This window comes from Pseudomonas petroselini (assembly GCF_045037875.1).
Classification (GTDB): domain Bacteria; phylum Pseudomonadota; class Gammaproteobacteria; order Pseudomonadales; family Pseudomonadaceae; genus Aquipseudomonas; species Aquipseudomonas petroselini.
Map to the genome: position 1 here is coordinate 3,604,627 of NZ_CP173614.1, position 19,644 is coordinate 3,624,270.

The window sequence follows — 19,644 nt, forward strand, 5'->3', positions numbered from 1 at the left end:
AACGTCATACTCGCGAAATCAGGCGGCGGCGCGCAGTGGGCGGGCCACGGCCACGCCGTCGGTGTCGAACAGATGGCAGTGCGCCGGGTCCAGGTGCAGGTGCAACGTCTCGCCATACTGGCTGGCCATGTCGCCGCGAATCCGCAGGGTCAACGGTTCGCCGGTAGCGGTGATGACGTGGCAGAAGGTGTCGCTGCCCAGGCGTTCACCGACGTCGGCGGTGACGGTCAGGGTGTTCTGAACTATTGAGCCAGAGGCGTCGGCGATTTCCAGGTGCTCCGGGCGAATGCCGAGCGTAACGGCACTGCCCACGCTCAGGGTTGCGCCGCTCAAAGGCAGGCTGATGGTGGTGCCGGCGTCCAGTTGCACTTCGCAACCCTGGCCCTCGACACGGGTGACGTTGCCCTTGAGGAAGCCCATCTTCGGCGTGCCGAGAAAGCCCGCCACAAACAGGTTGGCCGGCTGGTGATACAGCTCCAGCGGCGAGCCGACCTGCTCGATACGGCCACTGTTCAACACCACCACTTTGTCGGCCAGGGTCATGGCTTCGACCTGGTCGTGGGTCACGTAGATCATGGTCGCCTGCAACTCTTTATGCAGGCGCGACAGCTCCAGGCGCATCTGCACCCGCAGGGCGGCGTCGAGGTTGGACAGCGGTTCGTCAAACAGGAAGATCTTCGGGTTGCGCACAATCGCGCGGCCGATCGCCACACGCTGACGCTGGCCGCCGGACAGTTGCTTGGGCTTACGCTCCAGCAGCGGGCCCAGCTCGAGGATGCGCGCCGCTTCGCTGACCTTGCTTTCCACCAGCTTCTTGTCGACGCCGGCCAGGTCCAGGGCAAACGACATGTTCTTGCGCACGCTCATGTGCGGGTAGAGCGCGTAGGTCTGGAACACCATCGCCAGGTCACGCTTGGCCGGGGTCACTTCGGTGATGTCGCGGCCATCCAGTTCGATGGTGCCTTCGCTGACTTCCTCCAGGCCCGCGATCAGGCGCAGCAGCGTGGATTTACCGCAGCCCGACGGGCCGACGAAGACCACGAATTCCTTGTCGTTCACTTCCAGGTCGATGCCCTTGATGATCGAGAAGCCTTCGAAGCCTTTTTGCAGATTCTTGATTTTCAGGTTGGCCATGATGGGCCTCCACGTGCAGAATTTTTATAAGAAACCGTTACTTCACGGCGCCGAATGACAAACCGCGTACCAGCTGTTTCTGGCTGATCCAGCCAAAGATCAGGATCGGCGCGCAGGCCAGGGTCGAAACGGCGGACAATTTGGCCCAGAACAACCCTTCGGGGCTGGAGTAGGAGGCGATCAACGCGGTCAACGGCGCAGCGGTGGATGAGGTCAGGTTCAGCGACCAGAACGCCTCGTTCCAGCACAGGATCAGTGACAGCAACACGGTGGACGCCAGGCCGCCCTTGGCGATCGGCAGCAGCACGCGGACCATTTCCTGCCACAGCGTGGCGCCATCCAGGCGGGCGGCTTCGAGGATGTCCTTGGGGATGTCCTTGAAGTAGGTGTAAACCATCCACACCACAATCGGCAGGTTGATCAGGGTGTAGATGATGATCAGCGCGATGCGCGTATCCAGCAGGCCAAAACTCTTGGCCAGCAGGTAGATCGGCATCAGCACGCCCACCGGCGGCAGCATCTTGGTGGAGAGCATCCACAGCAGCGTGCCCTTGGTACGTTTGGTTTCGTAGAAGGCCATGGAGTAGGCGGCCGGCACCGAGATCAGCAGGCACAGGGCGGTGGCGCTGAAGGAAATCAGCACCGAGTTCCACGCATAGCTGAAGTAGTTGCTGCGTTCGTTGATGTGCAGGTAGTTCTCCAGCGTCGGCGTGAAGATGAACTGCGGCGGCGTAGCGAATGCGTCGATTTCGGTCTTGAAGCTGGTCAGCACCATCCAGAAGATCGGGAAGAAAATCAGGATCGCGATGGCCCATGCCAACGTGCCGAGCAACAGGCTTTGCAGGCGGCGTGATTGTTGAAGCGTCATGGCACGGCCCTCAAGGCTTGTCAGTCAGGTTTTTGCCGATCATCCGCACCAGGATGATCGCCGCGATATTGGCGATGACCACGGCAATCAAGCCGCCGGCCGAGGCCATGCCCACGTCGAACTGCACCAGCGCCTGGTTGTAGATCAGGTAGGCGAGGTTGGTCGAGGCGTAACCGGGGCCGCCGTTGGTGGTGGTGAAGATTTCGGCGAACACCGAAAGCAGGAAGATCGTTTCGATCATCACCACCACGGCAATCGGGCGGGCCAGGTGGGGCAGGGTCAGGTGCCAGAAGATCGCGATGGCGCCGGCACCGTCCAGGCGCGCGGCTTCCTTTTGTTCCTGGTCGAGGGACTGCATGGCGGTCATCAACAGCAGGATCGCAAAGGGCAGCCATTGCCACGACACAATGATGATGATCGACAGCAACGGGTAGTGTGCCAGCCAGTCCACGGGCTCAGCGCCGAAGAACTTCCACACGGCGGCGAGGATCCCCGACACCGGGTGGAAAATCAGGTTCTTCCAGATCAGCGCGCCGACGGTGGGCATGATGAAGAACGGCGAGATCAACAACACCCGTACCAGGCCGCGACCGAAGAACTCACTGGCCTCCAGCAGGGCGCTGATCAACACCCCGAACACCACACTGATCAGCAGCACGCTGCCCACCAGCAACAGGGTATTGGTGGCGCCGGGCAGGAAGCCCGAGTCGGTGACGAAGTAGGTGAAGTTCTCCAGCCCCACGAATTGGTTTTCACCGGGGTAGAGCAGGTTGTAGCGAATCAGCGAGAAGTACAGGGTCATGCCCAGGGGCACGATCATCCACAGCAGCAGCAAGGCCACCGAGGGGCTGACGAGGAACCAGCCGGGGTTGGCCAGGCGGTTTTTGGCGGGTGTATTCATGGTATTCACGACCGGTACAGAGCAAGAATCGGAGTGCGGTCAGTGTGGGAGGGGGCTTGCCCCCGATAGCGGTGTGTCAGTCACAAAATCATCAACTGGTAGATTGCTATCGGGGGCAAGCCCCCTCCCACATTTGACTGTGGGTGGGTCTGGGTTATTTGGGGTAGCCCGCCCGCTTCATTTCACGCTCGGTGGTGGTCTGCGCGGCGGCCAAGGCTTGGTCCACCGTCTGCTGGCCGGTCAGCGCGCCGGAGAAGAACTTGCCGACCTGGGTACCAATGGCCTGGAATTCAGGAATGGTCACCAACTGGATACCGATATACGGCACCGGCTTGAGCGTCGGCTTGGTCGGGTCCGCGACTTTCAGCGATTCCAAGGTTACCTTGGCAAACGGCGCGGCCTTCATGTACTCGTCGCTGTAGGTCGACTTGCGCGTGCCTGGCGGTACGTTGGCAACGCCGTCGGTCTTGGCGACCAAGGCGCCATATTCCTTGGAGGTGGCCCAGCTGGTGAACACCTTCGCGGCGTCCTTGGCCTTGGAGCTTGTGGGGATCGCCAGGCTCCAGGAGTACAGCCACGACGTGCCTTTGTCGGTCTTCTCGTGAGGGGCAAAGGTAAAGCCAACATGGTCAGCCACTTTGCTCTGGGTCTTGTCGGTGACGAACGAGCCGGCCACGCTGGCATCCACCCAGATGGCGCATTTACCGCTATTGAACAGCGCCAGGTTTTCGTTGAAGCCGTTGCTGGAAGCCCCCGGCGGGCCGGATTTCTTCATGTTGTCGACGTAGAAGTTCAGCGCGTCCTGCCATTCAGGGCCGTTGAATTCAGGTTGCCACTTCTCGTCGAACCAGCGCGCACCGTAGCCGTTGGCCAGGGTGGTGATCAGCGCCATGTTCTCACCCCAACCGGCTTTGCCGCGCAGGCACAGGCCGTATTGCTCTTTGCTCTTGTCGGTGAGTTTGGCCGCGAATTCGCCGATCTGAGTCCAGGTCGGGTGCTCGGGCATGGTCAGCCCGGCGTCCTTGAACAGGTCGGTGCGGTAGTAGGTGATCGAGCTTTCGGCGTAGAACGGCAGGGCGTACAGCGAACCCTTGACTGACAAACCGTCACGCACCGAAGGGAATACATCGTCGAGGTCGTAGGATGCCGGCAGGTCCTTCATCGGCTCCAGCCAGCCTTTGGCGCCCCAGAGTGCTGCTTCGTACATGCCGATGGTCAACACATCGAACTGCCCGCCCTGGGTGGCGATGTCAGTGGTGAGGCGCTGGCGCAGCACGTTTTCTTCGAGCACCACCCAGTTCAGCTTGATCTCCGGGTGCTCGGCCTCGAAGGTTTTCGAGAGCTTCTGCATGCGGATCATGTCGCTGTTGTTGACGGTGGCAATGGTCAGGGTCTGCGCGCCAAGGCTGACGGCGCTGAGGGTCATACATGCAGTTATGCAAGTAGAGGCAAGCAGAGCTTTTGCTGTGAACTTCATCGCGCACTCCATTTCCGCGCCCAGGGGGCTACAGAAGGACAGTTATTGTTGTTGTGTCTTCCCACGAGGCGTCAGGAAGAGTGTGCGTTGATTACAGCCTTGAAATGGCGTTGTGACAAATCCTTGGGAGCACTGCGGCTGATACTTTTTTGCACTGGGGTTGCAGGGTGAGCAGTGCCGCTCAGACGCGCGCCAACCTGTGAGTTCTGACAGTAGACGCTAAAAGGCCACAGAGGGTTAATGGTTTGGCACAACCCAACCAGGAGATGTTCATGAACTGTTCTCGCGTAAACCTCAAAAACAACACGCTTTATAAAATCGCATTGGGCTTGGTCGTTGCTGTTTCGATCAGTGCCTGTACAACAGAACCTACTCCTCCAGTCGAAACAAATGAGCTACCTTGTCGAGTGGCGGGCTATTTTAAAAGTCAAGATAGGGTCGGCGGGTTCTACCGCTGTGTTTGGAACGCTTCCACTAATCGGTGGATTCAATATCCGTATACTTGCCCCACGGGCCTGGAATTCAGCGAACAGTTACAAGCGTGTGTAAAACCCTGATTTTTTCGCCAGGGTCTATTCATCGGTAGCATAAACAAGCGAGTGCACAGGGATCAGTACATGTACTGATCCCTGTTTTTTTGCATTTGCCTCAAATCGGATAAGGGGTCTGGATGATGCAAATATCATCCAGGTCATAGACCCCGCCGGTGGTTGGGTTTCTGAAGGCTATCGACGCGACAAACGGATTGCCGGGCAAGTAGCCGAGCGGGATGTCGACATTCAGCCAGGTATTGATGGCGGGGACCTGAGGCGAGCTACTCAGTGTACCCAGCCGGATTTCAATGAACGTTGGCGCGCCAATGGCGGCAAACTTGTTGATCCGATACCTGAAACTGATCCGGTAATAGCCTGCGGTGGCAGGCGTCAAGGTTTTGTACAGTCGGACCCCGTTGCCAGTAATGGGGCCTGCCTGCCAAAAGAAGTTGCCATTGGGTTCGCGTCGGATGCCCACGTTAGTCCACTCACTGAGCCAGTAATTCACGTAATTGTCGGTGAACGTCGTGCAGTCGTGGACCATCACGCTTTTTACTGTGTAACGCGTTGGCGGAAACTCAATCGCCCGCCACTCATCCCTGATACCGTTGAGCGCGACCTTCAACTGCAGGGTCAGCAGGCTGTTGTTTCCAAGGTCGTGCAGATAACTGCTCAGCACCGTTTCCAGGTGATAACGCTGGCTGATCCAGGCAGCGTCTACCTCGCCACTGACCGTGCCGTCCAGCAGGGTCAAGTTGTGCGCCTTACCGTTGCGGTCGGTACCGAACAACCTGAACCATACGGGTTGGTGCCGGGCAATAAATGGCCATATCCCCGTCCGAGCTGTGGCGTTACTGATCGTGTCCAAATCGATTATGCCGGCGGGTGTGGCTTCATCGATCTGGAGCACGGTTTTTTTCAGGTCGGCTTGGGACAACGGGTCAAGATTCACCGTGAGCAAGACAGAGGGCCGGGTATCCGCACCTTTGGTTACCGTGTACCTGATCGTGAATTGGGTCCTGGTGTTGCCGATATTGGCGGCAATCAATGCGGCGTCCAGGGGCACATTGACGGTGCCATCGGCTTCCCCATAGATCGGCCCGATCGTAGCCGAGCCGGCGCCGGCGCTGCCTAGAACTTCCACATAGATCTCGTCGGTGGTGCTCATCGGACCATAGCTCACCCGCAGATTTGCACCGTATTGTGCATCCAGCGCCTCCAATGTCACCAACGTGCCGGACCCGCTTGCTTCTTCCAAGATGGGCACCGGGTACTGCGCAGGCAAGGCCCTGACGGTGTAGTCGCGTTGCCAAAACCTTACGGCATTGGACAGGTCCAGACTCTGGTCGAAGGTGACGGCACAGCGCATGCTCAATTGCGTGCCGTCCTTGAGCTTGCGTATCTCCGCAATGGGCGCCAGTGGATGAAGACCGTTCTGCTCGCCGTCCAGTCCCACCAGGTCGCCATAGCTGAAGGCATGGTAGAACTGATTGTCGTCTGCGTAGGTGCCGAGCAGTTCGAACCACACCCGCTGAAAGTGATGGATGAAGAACCAGGGATCAACCAAAGCGCGTTCGGTGCCCTTCAGTGTGCTGAGGTCGAGCACCGCATCCAATGTATGGCCTTCCAGATAGGGTTTGGAGAATGGCGGTGGTAACAACTCCAGGTTCAACACGGGCGATGGCGTTCTGTGCAGGCCCCGGATTACGAAGTACTGAACCTGGATAAAGTGCCCTTGTGCCTGGATGTTGGCACCCACTACATCAGGGTCGATGTCGGTGTACAGGACCTTCGATGTATTGCCATTCTGGGTTTCGCAATAGGTACCAATTCCCGGGATTCCGCTCCAGCAGGTCTCGACTTGGTCGGTGGGCCGCAATTGCGCAATATTGGCCACGACGGTCGCTCCCCCTGTTGCGGCAACTGCCGCCAGTTGGTCGGGGTAGCGGGTTGCTTCTGCGACTTCCGGTCGTATCAGCGTGAGTGCTTTTCCTACAGTGATAAGTAGAACATCCGAAAAGCGCTTCGCGCTACCGTTCGCCGGTTGGAGTGTGTAGCTGAGGCGTATTTCTCCATCGTTATTGGCAATGGCATATTTCGCATCTACCGGAACCACCACCTGCCGGCCTGCCGTCGATGAGTTCAGTTTTATGTCATCATTGGTGGAACCGTTGCTGGCAGAACCTCTCAAATACCACTCGAAAATGTCGTCGGGCGCCGTACGCGTTTCGGTCAAGGTCACGTTGAGCGTGGTGCCGATAATGCTGTCAATGTCCAAATTGTTGAACAGGTCTACATATTGCAGTTTCGGTTCAGGCATTGAGCGTACGGCTGCGCCGAAGGTCACTTCCAGAACCTCGGACTCGCGTACCGCCTGAATGCCTGAGCCCATGATCCGCATCCGGCCATCGTTGACGAGATAGAACACGCGGACCAACCCCAGACCGATGAAACGCGAAAAATGCTCCTGGAGCACTGTGCGCGGGGGCGGAGGTGGCTCTTTCGCGCCAGCCAGCAATTCTTCTTCGTACTCGACCAACCTGCCTGTCGAGTCCAGGGCTTCCATGCGGAAGGTCACGCCCCAGTCAGCGTCATAGGGCGAAAATTTTGGGAAAAAGGCCTGGAAATAGGGGATCGATGGGTCAATAAAACCACCTTCGTTTTTATCGATGGTCATTGCAGGCATCGACTTTTTCGTGCCGGAAACCGGGACGTTCAAGCGTCGCGAGGCTCCGAGGAGACCTCCAGTGGCGGTGGTCAGTGTGTAGAGCAATTGGACGTGGCCATTGACCGCCATTTCAATATATTTAGGGTCAATGTCAGTGGTGGCCGACAGGCCGATTCGAGCGGGAAACGCGGGTAATGGGGTGGCGGTATTCCCGCCGTCATCATCGAAGACGACGACTGTCAGGTGGATCAGCGTGCCGACAGGTGTGGTCGTGCCATTGGGTAGGCGCCTGGGAACGAAGACCTCCCCTTTATAGGGGCCATCGCCCGCAACGTCTATATTGACTGCTGTCACAGAGTTCCCGTTGACCACCAAATGCGGCCTTTCGAGCGCGTTCGGGTCCAGGTCCGCTTCTACATTCAGAGGTTTCGACCACTGCGGTACCTCCCCGGAATAGTTGAACACGATGTCGAAGACCCGAAAGTAAATCACCACCCAGCCACTGCCCCCGGCGATGATGGTTGACTCCGGCACATGCACGACAATCGGCTTGATACCGTCGAGGTGGTCCTGATCTATCTCCTGGAATACCTTAAACCCGTTCCACCAGGTTTCAATCGTGTCCCCCACCGCCATCTTCGGGTAGGGATCAACTGTCAAGTCCACGCCTTGCTCAGCCCGTTCGGGGTCGAGTACACCGTCCACCAGATCAGGCGGTAAATGCATGATCAGCCGCGAGTGATAGTAGGGATTGGTGCTGACGCCCCCGGGGCGGTCGGTTTTGACAAGCCAGGTTTGATATGGGGAGGTGCTCAGGGTGTCGCTGCCCACTCGTTTCACTTGGCCAAAACATGGATAAATATAGCCCCTCGGTACCAACCCTTCAGGGATCACCAGCGTGACAAAGGTCTTTTTCGGATCCAAATCTTCTTGCCTGATTTCACCAGCGGCAAGGGCGTAAGTGAAACTGCCCATGAATAACTTGAACGTGTCGCCCTTATTGAAGTTGAACCACTTGCTGAAACGTACGGTAAGCCAGGGCTGCACCAGTCGAATGTTCAATCCGATATCAGCGCCTGGAATCGGCTGCACTGCGTCGCTGACAAACGGGGCGTCCAGCGGTTCGGCAATGACGGGGGGCTTTGGCCCATGGCGATGGGGCTTGCAGACAGGGCAGGGCAGGTTGGAGGACGTGATTTTTTTCATAGTGAGCGCTCCTTATGCAGCATAAAGCTGGGTAAGGAAATCACACACCCCTCGGTGTGGCGCGTATAGCTGTCAAAGTTGACAGTAGCGACGGGTGGTCAGGCCAGGTTCTGCTCCGTCAAGCGCTGCACCGCCAATCTTCTGTAATGCGACGGCGTCATGCCCTTGAGCTGCTGGAAGCGCCGGTTGAAGTTAGAAATGTTGTTGAACCCCGACTCGAAGCATACATCCGTCACCGCCTTATCACCGTCAGCCAACAATTCGCAGGACTTGCTGATGCGCAAGCGGTTGACGAACTCAATAAACGTACGGCCGGTGGCCTGCTTGAACACCCGGGAAAAATACGTCGGCTTCATCCCCAGGTAATCCGCTACTTCCTCCAGCGGCAATTCACGCGCGTAGTGGGCGAAGATGTAGTCCACCGCGCGGTTGGTGCGGTCGATGCTGTGCTCGTCGGCCAACTGCGGTGTCGTCACCCCTGAAAGCAACTGGTAGTCCTCACACGCACTCAGCACTTCCAGCAGGATAAAGAAGTGCCCCAGGCGCGCCATGCCCTGGGCGTCCTCGATGCGTTGCATCAAGATCATGGCTTGCGCGATGGTTTTTTTGCAGCGGAACTCGATGCCGTACTGCGCCCGTTCCAGCAACGGCGCCAGGGTCTTGAGTTCGGTGAAGATGTGGCTGCCTTGCTCGAACAATTCATCAGTGAAGTTCACCAACATGTCGCGCTTGGGCACCACCTCGTCTTCCTCCACCTGGCTGATCCAGTTGTGGGGCAGGTTGGGGCCGGTGAGGAACAGGCTTTCAGGGTAGAAGTTGCCGATATAGTCGCCGATGAACACCTTGCCGGAACTGGCGACGATCAGGTGCAGCTCGTATTCCTTGTGAAAGTGCCAGCGCACCAGCGGGCAGGGGAAACCGTGCTGGCGATAGATGATGGACAGGCCGTTGTGGTCGTCCATCAGCTCGTAGGAAGGGTCGGTGATGCGCGTTGCTCGGGTCATGCTGCCGTCGCTTTATTGTGGTTGCTGCGTAGGATAATGCCCCCTCGCGCGCGACCTCGCCAGCGTCGATGTTTATACCAGGCGGTTTTTCGCCTCGATCCACTGGGACATGTACTGCGTACTTTTATGCGCGTGGTGGCGCAGCATGCTGCCGGTAAAGTTGTCGCGGCGATGGTCAGCGAGATGGCGGCGGCACTGTTCCAGGCACGCCACCAGCGCCGGTCCGTGAACAGCCTGGTCGTAGCGGCGGCCCAGCAGCTGGCGCCCGTCTTCCTGGGCCTGGTTCCAGCGATCGCGGTCCTGGTAAAGCGCTACGGCAGCGGCGGCGAGGGCCGGCGCGCTGTGTTCGATCAGGCCCGGCCATGGCTGTTCATCACCCATGGCCTCGGCGCCGATGGGCGTGGTGATATTCGGTGTGCCGCAGAGCATCGCATCCGCCAGCTTGCCCTTGATGCCGGCGCCGAAACGCAGGGGCGCCAGGCAGATACGCGCGGCAGTCATTACCTGCAAGGCGTCTTCGGCCCAGTTCATCACATGAAAACCCTGCGTCGGGTTGTGTAAGGCCGTGGCCTTGGGCGGGGTGTAGGCGCCATAGATGTGCAACTGCGCCCCTGGCAATTGCTGGCGGATCAGCGGCCACAGGCTGTTTTTCATCCACAGCACCGCGTCCCAGTTGGGCGCGTGGCGGAAGTTGCCGATGCTGAGAAAGTGCGCACGCTCTTCAAACGGCGCGAAGGCTGCAGTCGGCGGTTCCAGCATCAGCGGGCACCAGTGGAGCAGGGCGGCAGGGACCTTGAAGTGCTCGGTGAGCAGGCGGATTTCCACGTCGGAGATCATCAGGCTGATGTCGCAACGGTAAATCGCGGCGATTTCGCGCTTGGCCAGGTCGGACTCGGCCATCAGGCGGAATTCCTCCTGCAACGCCGGGGAAAACAGCGCGCTGAAGTCGTCGCTGTCGGGGTGGGCCTTCAGGTGATCCTTGAAGCGCTGGTGACGTGCGTCGCGCAGGCTTTGCAGGTCGGAGGTTTCCAGTACGCGCAGGGCGTTGGGGCAACATTTCTCGACGCGCCAACCGAACTGTTCTTCCATCATGAAGCGGTCGAACAGCACGATATCCGGGGCCAGTTCGCGGATAAAATCATCGAAACTGCTGTTATTGAGCGCGATGGCGCATTCGGCGATGCCCAGCGCAGGCAAGTCGGCCTTGTGCTCGCCGCGGGTTGCGGGGCTGCTGAAGGTGATGTCCCAACCTTGCGTCAGAAAACTTTCAAGAATTTGCATCATATGCCCGCCTGCGGCCGAGGAACGCGGTTCCGGCCAGACATAACCAATGACCAGGACTTTGGTGGCAGGCTGATTCATCAACAACAGGTTCCTTGAAGGGCAGGGCGGAAGGCGCGCAATTAAACCATAACCGGCGACATGACAATTTATGTCTAGCGGTAGGTAGCCATCGCACTTTGTGGTTAACTTCCGCTTCTCGAATTCGTTTTATCAAACCCAGCATAAGGATTCTGTTCATGGCCCAAGTCACCCTTCGTGGTAACCCCGTCCAAGTTGAAGGCGAACTGCCGAAAACCGGTTCCACCGCCCCTGAGTTCAGCCTTGTCGCTGTCGACCTGTCGGAAGCTTCCCTGGAAACGTTCGCCGGCAAGCGCAAAGTACTGAACATCTTCCCAAGCGTTGATACCCCGACCTGCGCCACCTCGGTACGCAAGTTCAACGCCCAGGCCAACGACGTGAGCAACACTGTCGTGCTGTGCATCTCGTCTGACCTGCCGTTCGCCCAGAAGCGTTTCTGCGGCACCGAAGGTCTGGACAACGTGCTGAGCCTGTCGGACTTCCGTAACGCCGACTTCGCCGTTGACTACGGTGTGTCTCTCGCCGACGGCCCATTGCAAGGCCTGACCGCCCGTGCCGTCGTGGTATTGGACGAAAACAACAACGTGCTGCACAGCGAACTGGTCAGCGAAATCGGCCAGGAGCCGAACTACGAAGCAGCCCTGGCTGTTTTGAAGTAACTGTTTCGGTACGTTACTGCCGTTTTGCAGTAACACGTTTGCTGCATAATTGCGGCCTGGCCTAGTCCAGGCCGTTTTTATTTGTGCCTCAGGGGCTTAGCGAAATAGCGAACGGACTAAGCCCAGAAGTTAAAAGTTGTAAGCCCAAGGTAAATAGCCGGTAAAGGCGCTTTTCTTAATGCGCCCCAGTGCTTATCTTTCAGCCTCCCAAAGAAGAAGCTCTCGCGCCCAATGGTTGATCAATCCATGCAATCCTCCCCCCGCAAGTCCCGCCGTTGGCTGTTTGGCCTGCTCGTGCTGCTGGTTATCGCCGGCCTGTGCTGGAAATTCTGGCCCGGCAGCCACAAGGAGGATGCCGAGCAGAAGCCTGCCGGGCATGCCGGCAAGTCGGGGATGATGCGCCCGGGTTTCGGCGGCTCCACCGGCCCGGTGCCGGTGCGCGTGGCACCGGCGGTGCTGGGGGAGTTCCCGGTCTACTACAAGGCGCTGGGCACGGTCACCGCGCTCAACACCATCAATGTGCGCAGCCGGGTGGGCGGCGAGCTGGTGAAGATCGCCTTTGAAGAAGGCCAGATGGTCAAGGCCGGCGACCTGCTCGCCGAGATCGACCCGCGCAGCTACCAGAATGCTCTGCTCCAGGCCCAGGGCACGTTGATGCAGAACCAGGCCCAGCTGAAAAACGCCCAGGTCGATGTCCAGCGTTATCGCGACCTGTACGCCCAGGACAGTATCGCCAAGCAGACCCTCGACACCGCCGAAGCGCTGGTGCTGCAATACCAGGGCACGGTCAAGACCAACCAGGGCGCGGTGGATGACGCCAAGCTCAACCTCGAATTCACCAAGATCCGCGCACCGATCAGTGGCCGCGTGGGCCTGCGCCAGGTGGACGTGGGCAACCTGGTGGCGGCCAACGACACCACCTTCCTCGCGGTGATCACCCAGACCCAGCCGATCAGCGTGGCCTTCACCCTGCCGGAAAACACCCTGGAAACCGTGCTCGCCCGCTACCACGCCGGCAATAAGCTGCCCGTGGAAGCCTGGGACCGCGGCGACGTGAAAAAACAGGCCACTGGCGTGCTGCAGAGCCTGGACAACCAGATTGACGTCACCACCGGTACCCTGAAATTCAAGGCCCGTTTCGATAACAAGGACCAGGCGCTGTTCCCGAACCAGTTCGTCAATGTGCACCTGCTGGCCGACACCCTGCACGACGTGGTGCTGGCACCCTCGGCGGCGATCCAGTTCGGCAACACCGGCACCTTCGTCTACGTGCTCGACGGTGACAAGAAGGTCAAGGTGCAACCGCTGGTGGTGGGAGACACCGACGGCGACAACACCGTGATCAAAGAGGGCCTCAAGGCTGGCGATCGGGTGGTGCTGGAAGGCACCGACCGCCTCAAGGACGGCAGCGAGATCGAAGTGGTCAACGACAGCAGCGAAGTGCCGACCACCCCGACCGAACACCTGCAAGGCAAGCCTGCGGCTAAAGGGGAGACCGGCAGCACCGCCGGCAAGGCGCAAAAGGTCGGTTCATGAACCTGTCGCGGCTGTTTATCCTTCGCCCGGTCGCCACCACGCTGAGCATGCTGGCCATTGTCCTGGCCGGCATCATTTCGTACCGCTTGCTGCCGGTATCGGCCTTGCCCCAGGTGGATTACCCGACCATCCGGGTGATGACCCTGTACCCCGGCGCCAGCCCGGATGTGATGACCAGTGCGGTCACCGCGCCGCTGGAACGCCAATTCGGGCAAATGCCCGGCCTCACGCAGATGGCGTCCACCAGCTCCGGCGGCGCGTCGGTGCTGACCCTGCGTTTCAACCTCGACATCAATATGGATGTCGCCGAGCAGCAGGTGCAGGCTGCGATCAACGCCGCCACCAACCTGCTGCCCAAGGACCTGCCGGCGCCGCCGGTGTACAACAAGGTCAACCCGGCGGACACCCCGGTGCTGACCTTGGCAATCACCTCCAAGACCATGCTGCTGCCCAAGCTCAATGACCTGGTCGATACGCGCATGGCGCAGAAAATCGCGCAGATCAGCGGCGTCGGCATGGTCAGCATCGCCGGCGGCCAGCGCCAGGCCGTGCGCATCAAGGTCAACCCCGAGGCCCTGGCGGCCAACGGCCTGAACCTGTCGGACGTGCGCACCCTGATTGCCGCCTCCAACGTCAACCAGCCCAAGGGCAACTTCGACGGCCCGACGCGGGTGTCGATGCTCGACGCCAACGACCAGTTGGTGTCGCCCCAGCAATACGCCGAACTGATCCTGGCCTACAACAATGGTGCGCCGCTGCGCCTTAAAGACGTGGCACAGATCGTCGACGGTGCCGAAAACGAACGCCTCGCTGCCTGGGCCAACGAAAACCAGGCCGTGCTGCTGAATATCCAGCGCCAGCCGGGGGCCAACGTGATCGAGGTGGTGGACCGTATCAAGGCATTGCTGCCGAGTATCACCGATAACTTGCCGGCCGGCCTCGACGTGACGGTGCTGACCGACCGCACCCAGACCATCCGCGCCTCGGTAAAAGACGTGCAGCACGAATTGCTCATCGCCATTGCCCTGGTGGTGATGGTGACTTTCCTGTTCCTGCGTCGGGTCAGCGCCACGATCATTCCCTCGATTGCCGTGCCGCTGTCGCTGGTGGGCACCTTTGGCGTGATGTACCTGGCGGGTTTCTCCATCAATAACCTGACGCTGATGGCCCTGACCATCGCCACCGGGTTTGTGGTGGACGACGCCATCGTGATGCTGGAGAACATCTCCCGTTACATCGAAGAAGGCGAAACGCCGCTGGCCGCCGCGCTCAAGGGCGCCAAGCAGATCGGCTTCACCCTGATTTCCCTGACGCTGTCGCTGATCGCGGTGCTGATCCCGCTGTTGTTCATGGCCGACGTCGTGGGGCGGCTGTTCCGCGAATTCGCCATCACCCTGGCGGTGGCGATCCTGATCTCCCTGGTGGTGTCCCTGACCCTCACGCCGATGATGTGCGCGCGGTTGCTCAAGCGTGAACCCAAGATCGAGGAGCAGAGCCGCTTCTACAAGGCCAGCGGCGCCTGGATCGATTGGCTGATCGCGCGTTACGGGAGCATGTTGCAGTGGGTGCTCAAGCACCAGCCGCTGACCCTGCTGGTTGCCATTGCCACGCTGGGCCTGACCGTATGCCTGTACCTGGTGGTGCCCAAGGGCTTCTTCCCGGTGCAGGACACCGGGGTGATCCAGGGCATTTCCGAAGCGCCGCAGTCGATTTCGTTCGCGGCCATGAGCCAGCGCCAGCAACAGTTGGCCAAGATCATCCTGGCCGACCCGGCGGTGGAAAGCCTGTCGTCCTATATTGGCGTGGATGGCGATAACGCCACCCTCAACAGCGGGCGCTTGCTGATCAACCTCAAGGCCCACGGCCAGCGTGACCTGAGCGCAGCCCAGGTGATCACCCGCCTGCAGCCGGAAATCGACAAGCTGGTGGGCATCCGCCTGTTCATGCAGCCGGTGCAGGACCTGACCATCGAAGACCGCGTCAGCCGCACCCAGTACCAATTCAGCATGTCCTCGCCGGATGCCGAGCTACTGGCGCTGTGGAGCGACAAGCTGGTCCACGCGTTGAGCCAGTTGCCCGAACTCACCGACGTGGCCAGCGACCTGCAGGACAAGGGCCTGCAGGTGTATTTGGTGATCGACCGCGATGCCGCCTCGCGGCTGGGCGTGAGCGTATCGACCATCACCGACGCGCTGTACGACGCCTTCGGCCAGCGGCAGATCTCCACCATCTACACCCAGGCCAGCCAGTACCGCGTGGTATTGCAGGCCCAATCCGGCGAAACCCTGGGGCCCGAGGCGCTGAACCAGATCCATGTGAAGACCACCGATGGCGGCCAGGTGCGCTTGTCCAGCCTGGCCCATGTGGAACAGCGCCAGGCCCAGTTGGCGATTGCGCACATCGGCCAGTTCCCGGCGGTGATGATGTCGTTCAACCTGGCCCCCGGCGTTGCGCTGGGCAAAGGCGTGGAGCTGATCAACCAGACCCAGAAAGACATCGGCATGCCGGTGGGCGTGCAGACCCAGTTCCAGGGCGCGGCCCAGGCGTTCGAGGCGTCGCTGTCGAGCACCTTGCTGCTGATCCTGGCGGCGGTGGTCACCATGTACATCGTGCTGGGTGTGCTCTACGAGAGCTATATCCACCCGATCACCATTCTCTCGACCTTGCCTTCGGCGGCGGTGGGGGCATTGCTGGCCCTGCTGCTCAGTGGCAATGACCTGGGCATGATCGCGATCATCGGCATCATTCTGCTGATCGGTATCGTCAAGAAGAACGCGATCATGATGATCGACTTCGCCCTCGACGCCGAACGCAACCAAGGCCTCGACCCGCAGACCGCCATCTACCAGGCGGCGCTGCTGCGTTTCCGGCCGATCCTGATGACCACCCTGGCGGCGCTGTTTGGTGCGGTGCCCTTGATGTTGGCCACCGGTTCCGGCGCGGAATTGCGCCAACCGCTGGGTTTGGTGATGGTCGGCGGCTTGCTGGTAAGCCAGGTGTTGACGCTGTTCACCACCCCGGTGATCTACCTGTACTTCGACCGTCTCGGCCGCCGCTGGCGCAAAGAGCCGCAAAGCCTGGAGCCGGTTGAGTCATGAACCTGTCCGGACCTTTCATCCGTCGGCCGGTAGCGACCATGCTGCTGAGCCTGGCGATCATGTTGCTGGGCGGTGTCAGCTTCAACCTGCTGCCGGTGTCGCCGCTGCCGCAGATCGACTTCCCGGTGATCGTGGTGTCGGCCAGCTTGCCCGGCGCCAGCCCCGAGGTAATGGCGTCTACCGTGGCCACGCCGCTGGAGCGCTCGTTCGGCGCGATTGCCGGCATTACCACCATGAGCAGTTCGTCGAGCCAGGGGTCCACCCGGGTGATCCTCGCGTTCGATTCCGACCGCGATATCAACGGCGCGGCGCGGGAAGTGCAAGCGGCGATCAACGCCTCGCGCAACCTGCTGCCCAGCGGTATGCGCAGCATGCCCACGTACAAGAAGATCAACCCGTCCCAGGCGCCGATCATGGTGCTGTCGCTCACCTCGGACGTGCTGCAGAAAGGCCAGCTGTACGACCTGGCCTCGACCATCCTCTCGCAAAGCCTGTCCCAGGTACCGGGCGTAGGCGAAGTGCAGATCGGCGGCAGCTCCCTGCCGGCGGTGCGAATTGAGCTGGAGCCCAAGGCGCTCGATCAGTACGGCGTGGCCCTCGACGATGTACGCAACACCATCGCCAACGCCAACCAGCGGCGGCCCAAAGGCTCCCTGGAAGACAGCCAGCGCAACTGGCAGATCCAGGCCAACGACCAGTTGGAGAAAGCCAAGGACTACGAGCCGCTGCTGATTCGCTACCAGAACGGCGCAGCCCTGCGCCTGGGGGATGTCGCCAAGATCAGCGACGGCGTGGAAGACCGCTACAACAGCGGCTTCTTCAACAATGACTCGGCGGTGCTGCTGGTGATCAACCGCCAGTCCGGTGCCAACATCATCGAGACCGTCCGCCAGATCAAGGCACAACTGCCGGCGTTGCAGGCGGTGCTGCCGTCCAGCGTCAAGCTCAGCCTGGCGATGGACCGCTCGCCGGTGATCACCGCCACCTTGCACGAAGCCGAGATGACCCTGTTGATCGCGGTGGGGCTGGTGATCCTGGTGGTGTACCTGTTCCTGGGCAACTTCCGCGCTTCGTTGATCCCGACCCTGGCGGTGCCGGTGTCGCTGGTGGGCACGTTCGCGATCATGTACCTCTACGGTTTCTCGCTGAACAACTTCTCGCTGATGGCGCTGATCCTGGCCACCGGGCTGGTGGTGGACGATGCCATCGTGGTGCTGGAGAACATTTCCCGGCACATCGACGAAGGCGTGCCGCCGATGAAGGCGGCGTACCTGGGGGCCGAGGAAGTCGGCTTTACCCTGTTGTCGATGAACGTGTCGCTGGTGGCGGTGTTCCTGTCCATCCTGTTCATGGGCGGGATTGTCACCAACCTGTTTCGCGAGTTTTCCATCACCTTGTCGGCGGCGATCATTGTCTCGCTGATCGTCTCGTTGACCCTCACGCCGATGCTCTGCGCGCGCTGGCTCAAGCCGCATGTCAAAGACCGGATGACCGGTTTGCAGCGCTGGAGCCAGAAGATCAACGACCGCATGGTCGCCGGCTACGCCACCAGCCTGGACTGGGTGCTGCGCCATCGTCGCCTGACCCTGCTCAGCCTGTTGCTGACCATTGGTATGAACGTGGCGTTGTACGTGGTGGTGCCGAAAACCTTCATGCCCCAGCAGGACACCGGCCAGTTGATCGGTTTTGTGCGCGGTGATGACGGGCTGTCGTTCAGCGTGATGCAGCCGAAGATGGAGACCTTTCGCCAGGCGGTGCTCAAGGACCCGGCGGTGCTCAGCGTGGCCGGCTTCATCGGTGGCAACAACGGCACCAACAACGCGGTGATGCTGGTACGCCTGAAGCCCATCAGCGAACGCAAGATTTCCGCCCAGGCGGTGATCGAGCGCCTGCGCAAGGACGTGCCGCTGGTGCCGGGCGGTCGTCTGTTCCTGATGGCCGACCAGGACCTGCAATTCGGTGGCAGCCGCGACCAGACCAGCGCGCAGTATTCCTACATCCTGCAAAGCGGCGACCTCGCGGCACTGCGCCTGTGGTACCCGAAAGTGGTCGCCGCCTTGCGTGAGCTGCAGGAGCTCACCGCCATCGACGCCCGCGAAGGCCGGGGTGCGGCGCAGGTCACGCTGATTGTCGACCGCGACCAGGCCAAGCGCCTGGGCATCGACATGGACATGGTCACGGCGGTGCTTAACAACGCCTACAGCCAGCGGCAGATTTCCACCATTTACGACAGCCTCAACCAGTACCAAGTGGTGATGGAGGTCAATCCCAAGTACGCCCAGGACCCGATCACCCTCAACCAGATGCAGGTGATTACGTCCACCGGCGCACGGGTGCCGTTGTCGACCATTGCCCATTATGAGAACAGCCTGGCCGATGACCGCGTCAGCCACGAAGGCCAGTTCGCCTCGGAAAACATTGCCTTCGACATGGCGCCCGGCGTGACGGTGGAGCAGGGCACGGCCGCCATCGAGCGGGCGATTGCCAAAGTCGGGTTGCCGGAAGACGTGATCGCCAAGATGGCCGGCACCGCCGATGCCTTTGCGGCCACGCAGAAGGGCCAGCCATTCATGATCCTCGGCGCGCTGGTGGCGGTGTACCTGGTGCTGGGCATTCTGTATGAAAGCTACATTCACCCGCTGACGATTCTGTCGACCCTGCCGTCGGCGGGGGTCGGCGCCATGCTTGCCATTTACCTGACAGGGGGCGAGTTCAGCCTGATTTCCTTGCTGGGCCTGTTCCTGTTGATCGGGGTGGTGAAGAAGAACGCGATCCTGATGATCGACCTGGCGTTGCAGTTGGAGCGCAACGACGGGCTGGGCCCGCTGGAATCGATCCGCAGCGCCTGCCTGTTGCGTTTGCGGCCGATCCTGATGACCACCCTGGCGGCCATCCTCGGTGCCTTGCCTTTGCTGCTGGGCACGGGCGATGGCGCGGAAATGCGCCGCCCCCTGGGCCTGACCATTATCGGCGGCCTGGTGTTCAGCCAGGTCCTGACCCTTTATACCACCCCGGTGGTTTACCTTTATCTCGACCGCGCGCGCCATCGCTTCAACGCCTGGCGCGGCGTGCGGACCGATGCTGCCCTGGACACTGCGCTATGACCGATCCAATCAACGCCCCCGTAGGCACCGGTATCCTGTGGCGAGGGAGCTTGCTCCCGTTGGGCTGCGCAGCAGCCCCCAAAATGCTGGGGAG

Annotated in this window: 12 protein-coding genes; 5 read left to right on the forward strand and 7 right to left on the reverse strand. The window is 60.4% G+C overall.

Features of this window, described 5'->3' with window-relative positions; all coding sequences use genetic code 11:
* Nucleotides 1-18 precede the first annotated feature (18 nt).
* The 4 genes from ACI512_RS16560 to ACI512_RS16575 all read right to left on the reverse strand — a co-directional run bounded on the left by ACI512_RS16560 (nt 19) and on the right by ACI512_RS16575 (nt 4,380).
* Nucleotides 19-1,134 carry an ABC transporter ATP-binding protein gene (locus tag ACI512_RS16560; RefSeq protein ID WP_236379621.1) on the reverse strand — a complete coding sequence of 372 codons (1,116 nt, stop codon included), beginning with the start codon at nt 1,132-1,134 and terminating at the stop codon, nt 19-21.
* Between the two features lie 37 nt (nt 1,135-1,171).
* On the reverse strand, nt 1,172-2,002 hold the full coding sequence (locus tag ACI512_RS16565; protein ID WP_064053806.1) for a carbohydrate ABC transporter permease: 831 nt from the start codon (nt 2,000-2,002) through the stop codon (nt 1,172-1,174).
* Between the two features lie 10 nt (nt 2,003-2,012).
* Nucleotides 2,013-2,903 carry a carbohydrate ABC transporter permease gene (locus ACI512_RS16570; RefSeq protein WP_046033800.1) on the reverse strand — a complete coding sequence of 297 codons (891 nt, stop codon included), beginning with the start codon at nt 2,901-2,903 and terminating at the stop codon, nt 2,013-2,015.
* A gap of 154 nt (nt 2,904-3,057) precedes the next feature.
* The gene (locus tag ACI512_RS16575; protein ID WP_405121218.1) at nt 3,058-4,380 is read right to left on the reverse strand and encodes an ABC transporter substrate-binding protein; all 1,323 of its coding nucleotides are present in this window, start codon (nt 4,378-4,380) and stop codon (nt 3,058-3,060) included.
* Between the two features lie 272 nt (nt 4,381-4,652).
* Here ACI512_RS16575 and ACI512_RS16580 point away from each other — a divergent pair, with 272 nt between their 5' ends.
* Nucleotides 4,653-4,937: a chitin binding peritrophin-A domain-containing protein gene (locus ACI512_RS16580; protein WP_405121219.1), complete on the forward strand. Its 285-nt coding sequence runs from the start codon at nt 4,653-4,655 to the stop codon at nt 4,935-4,937.
* Between the two features lie 91 nt (nt 4,938-5,028).
* Here the strand turns inward: ACI512_RS16580 and ACI512_RS16585 are convergent, their stop codons facing one another.
* The 3 genes from ACI512_RS16585 to ACI512_RS16595 all read right to left on the reverse strand — a co-directional run bounded on the left by ACI512_RS16585 (nt 5,029) and on the right by ACI512_RS16595 (nt 11,153).
* Nucleotides 5,029-8,787, reverse strand: a complete 3,759-nt coding sequence (locus ACI512_RS16585; RefSeq protein WP_236379622.1) for a hypothetical protein — start codon at nt 8,785-8,787, stop codon at nt 5,029-5,031.
* 98 nt (nt 8,788-8,885) lie between these two features.
* Nucleotides 8,886-9,791: an AraC family transcriptional regulator gene (locus ACI512_RS16590; protein ID WP_064053802.1), complete on the reverse strand. Its 906-nt coding sequence runs from the start codon at nt 9,789-9,791 to the stop codon at nt 8,886-8,888.
* A gap of 72 nt (nt 9,792-9,863) precedes the next feature.
* Nucleotides 9,864-11,153 carry a glycosyltransferase gene (locus ACI512_RS16595; RefSeq protein ID WP_236379623.1) on the reverse strand — a complete coding sequence of 430 codons (1,290 nt, stop codon included), beginning with the start codon at nt 11,151-11,153 and terminating at the stop codon, nt 9,864-9,866.
* Between the two features lie 158 nt (nt 11,154-11,311).
* On the opposite strand from ACI512_RS16595, the gene tpx reads away from it, so the two are divergent.
* From tpx to ACI512_RS16615, 4 genes are all read left to right on the forward strand, one after another.
* On the forward strand, nt 11,312-11,812 hold the full coding sequence (gene tpx, locus ACI512_RS16600; protein WP_012723935.1) for a thiol peroxidase: 501 nt from the start codon (nt 11,312-11,314) through the stop codon (nt 11,810-11,812).
* 231 nt (nt 11,813-12,043) lie between these two features.
* On the forward strand, nt 12,044-13,348 hold the full coding sequence (locus ACI512_RS16605; RefSeq protein WP_236379624.1) for an MdtA/MuxA family multidrug efflux RND transporter periplasmic adaptor subunit: 1,305 nt from the start codon (nt 12,044-12,046) through the stop codon (nt 13,346-13,348).
* Nucleotides 13,345-16,446, forward strand: a complete 3,102-nt coding sequence (locus ACI512_RS16610) for an MdtB/MuxB family multidrug efflux RND transporter permease subunit (RefSeq protein WP_046033802.1) — start codon at nt 13,345-13,347, stop codon at nt 16,444-16,446. Before ACI512_RS16605 ends, ACI512_RS16610 begins: the two co-directional genes overlap by 4 nt.
* The gene (locus ACI512_RS16615; protein ID WP_405121220.1) at nt 16,443-19,550 is read left to right on the forward strand and encodes an efflux RND transporter permease subunit; all 3,108 of its coding nucleotides are present in this window, start codon (nt 16,443-16,445) and stop codon (nt 19,548-19,550) included. Before ACI512_RS16610 ends, ACI512_RS16615 begins: the two co-directional genes overlap by 4 nt.
* Nucleotides 19,551-19,644 lie beyond the last annotated feature (94 nt).

Coding starts and splice junctions, on each gene's coding strand:
- ACI512_RS16595 (WP_236379623.1), bottom strand. CDS start 11,153: ATGAATCAGCCTGCCACCAAAGTCCTGGTCATTGGTTATGTCTGGCCG.
- ACI512_RS16570 (WP_046033800.1), bottom strand. CDS start 2,903: ATGAATACACCCGCCAAAAACCGCCTGGCCAACCCCGGCTGGTTCCTC.
- ACI512_RS16590 (WP_064053802.1), bottom strand. CDS start 9,791: ATGACCCGAGCAACGCGCATCACCGACCCTTCCTACGAGCTGATGGAC.
- ACI512_RS16560 (WP_236379621.1), bottom strand. CDS start 1,134: ATGGCCAACCTGAAAATCAAGAATCTGCAAAAAGGCTTCGAAGGCTTC.
- ACI512_RS16575 (WP_405121218.1), bottom strand. CDS start 4,380: ATGAAGTTCACAGCAAAAGCTCTGCTTGCCTCTACTTGCATAACTGCA.
- ACI512_RS16585 (WP_236379622.1), bottom strand. CDS start 8,787: ATGAAAAAAATCACGTCCTCCAACCTGCCCTGCCCTGTCTGCAAGCCC.
- ACI512_RS16615 (WP_405121220.1), top strand. CDS start 16,443: ATGAACCTGTCCGGACCTTTCATCCGTCGGCCGGTAGCGACCATGCTG.
- ACI512_RS16610 (WP_046033802.1), top strand. CDS start 13,345: ATGAACCTGTCGCGGCTGTTTATCCTTCGCCCGGTCGCCACCACGCTG.
- tpx (WP_012723935.1), top strand. CDS start 11,312: ATGGCCCAAGTCACCCTTCGTGGTAACCCCGTCCAAGTTGAAGGCGAA.
- ACI512_RS16580 (WP_405121219.1), top strand. CDS start 4,653: ATGAACTGTTCTCGCGTAAACCTCAAAAACAACACGCTTTATAAAATC.
- ACI512_RS16565 (WP_064053806.1), bottom strand. CDS start 2,002: ATGACGCTTCAACAATCACGCCGCCTGCAAAGCCTGTTGCTCGGCACG.
- ACI512_RS16605 (WP_236379624.1), top strand. CDS start 12,044: ATGGTTGATCAATCCATGCAATCCTCCCCCCGCAAGTCCCGCCGTTGG.